Raw genomic sequence first — 1,895 nt, forward strand, 5'->3', positions numbered from 1 at the left:
TAAATCTCTACTGTATTATTAGGGAATCTGTTGATATTATCTATGATAAAGTAATCATTCTTTCCATCTCCATCAGGAGAAACAAGGTTATATATAACGATATCTCCATCTAAGATTAGATCTGTATTTACTGTAGCTAATGTAAAGAATCCATAGCCCTTAACACTCGTAGGTGTAGTGATCTCTTTTTTCTCTAAATCTACTACTCCTCCTTCATCTACCCAAAGCTGCTGATTAGCATCCCAGCGTACGATGTGTAATTCTTTCTCTGGATTAGCTAATAACTCTTTAGGCGTAGTACGCTCATCCCAACTAAGAGTTAACATTATGTCGCCTGAATTAAAATCACTCCTTTTGATCTCCCAATGTTCATTAGTATCTAAATTGGTTATAACTCCTGATTTAGCCAAGCGATTGGTAAAAAAATCAGGGGTTTCATATTGATATTTACCTACATATAGATCCTTTTCACTAGAAGGTGCTGAAATAATTGCCGGACGGTAATAACCTTTATGCCCTATAGGAAAGATAAATGAATCAGATCCCTTTTTCTCTACATAGCCATCTACATGACTAACATCTGAAACTTGAGTCGTTGTTGATTTAGGTAAAAAAGTAATCATACCTTCATTATCTAAAACATTAACAACTCCACTAACAAAACTAGAATTCCCCTTTACAGTAATTTCATTAGATAAGGTAAAACCATGATTAAAAAAACTATTATTAAATTCTACATCATAGAATTCACTTAGCTTTAACCCCTCAATTAATTGAGGGGCATTATCCTTACTTGAATTAAAATACACTTTCGACGACTTAGTTCCTCCTGGATAAAACAAATTATCATTTTTAAAGTCGTTGTAATAATAAAGTGTTCCTCTATTTTCAAAATTACCTTCAGAGCTATTCTCAAATATATAATCACTACTAACCAACCCACCGTCTAAAACAATAAAGTCTCCTTGATTAACAAAACTTTCAACTATATGTACTTGACTTAAACTAGATAATGATATTAGAGAAAAGCATATAATTAATGATTGTTCTTTTTTCATAATTACATCCTATTTTTCAAACAATTGAAACGATATATCTTGTAAACTTAATGTAAGAAGAAGCGAATTACCTTCTCTAAACTGTCCATTCCCTGTTCCTCTATTTGCATAAAATAAATTAGACTGAGGTATTATTTGCACTGAAAACTTATTATTTGTAGGTTGTAATTGAACATCTTTTAACTTAAAAGCTTTAGATACAAATTGTGTTACCCTTGACTGCCCTCCTTTAACATACTCTAAATTAAAGAATTGAGAGTTAATAACCTTTCCATTAACAACTAGTTCTAATCTATAACCAGAACTAGTTGCATTTGCAGCTACTATGTTATTGATATATTCTACTTTTGCCATAAAAATAGTTGAAAACTGAATAAATTTTTGACTTCCATCATTAACATTAACATTAAAATCAATTTCATAAACTGGCACTGCAAAGTTAATTGCTGGATTAGGCTTATACCTATCAGTAGACTCATATGTATGTACAATTTGATTATAATTATATTTTCTTTCAGTGACCTTATTTACCTCAAACTCTTCCATTTGTGTCATTATATATGAATCGTATGTTGGTAGAGTAAATGTCACTCCTTTTGCAGGTATAGGAGTTCCATTTTCATCGAAAGCTTCTTCATTATAATAAGTAAAAGTTCCATCTTTATTGTCAACTAATTGTGTTACAGTCTCGTTGGCTTTAACAACAGCTCCTAAATCAATTACTTGATCCTTACCTTCGGCATCCTTGTAAATTAAATCGGTTCCGTCATAAATAACATTTCCTGCAGCCTCCTTAGACACCTTTTCTATAATCTCTTTTACTGCTACTGGATTGTT

General features: G+C 31.4%; 2 protein-coding genes. Both read right to left on the minus strand.

All coding sequences use genetic code 11. The features are described from left to right. A partial coding sequence (locus HX049_RS18310; RefSeq protein ID WP_286417815.1) for a gliding motility-associated C-terminal domain-containing protein occupies positions 1-1,058 on the minus strand: 1,058 nt, incomplete at its 3' end. Between the two features lie 9 nt (positions 1,059-1,067). Next, positions 1,068-1,895, minus strand: an 828-nt coding sequence (locus HX049_RS18315) for a hypothetical protein (protein ID WP_286417817.1), incomplete at its 5' end; no start/stop codon positions are given.

This window comes from Myroides odoratimimus (assembly GCF_030326305.1).
Lineage (GTDB): Bacteria > Bacteroidota > Bacteroidia > Flavobacteriales > Flavobacteriaceae > Flavobacterium > Flavobacterium odoratimimum_A.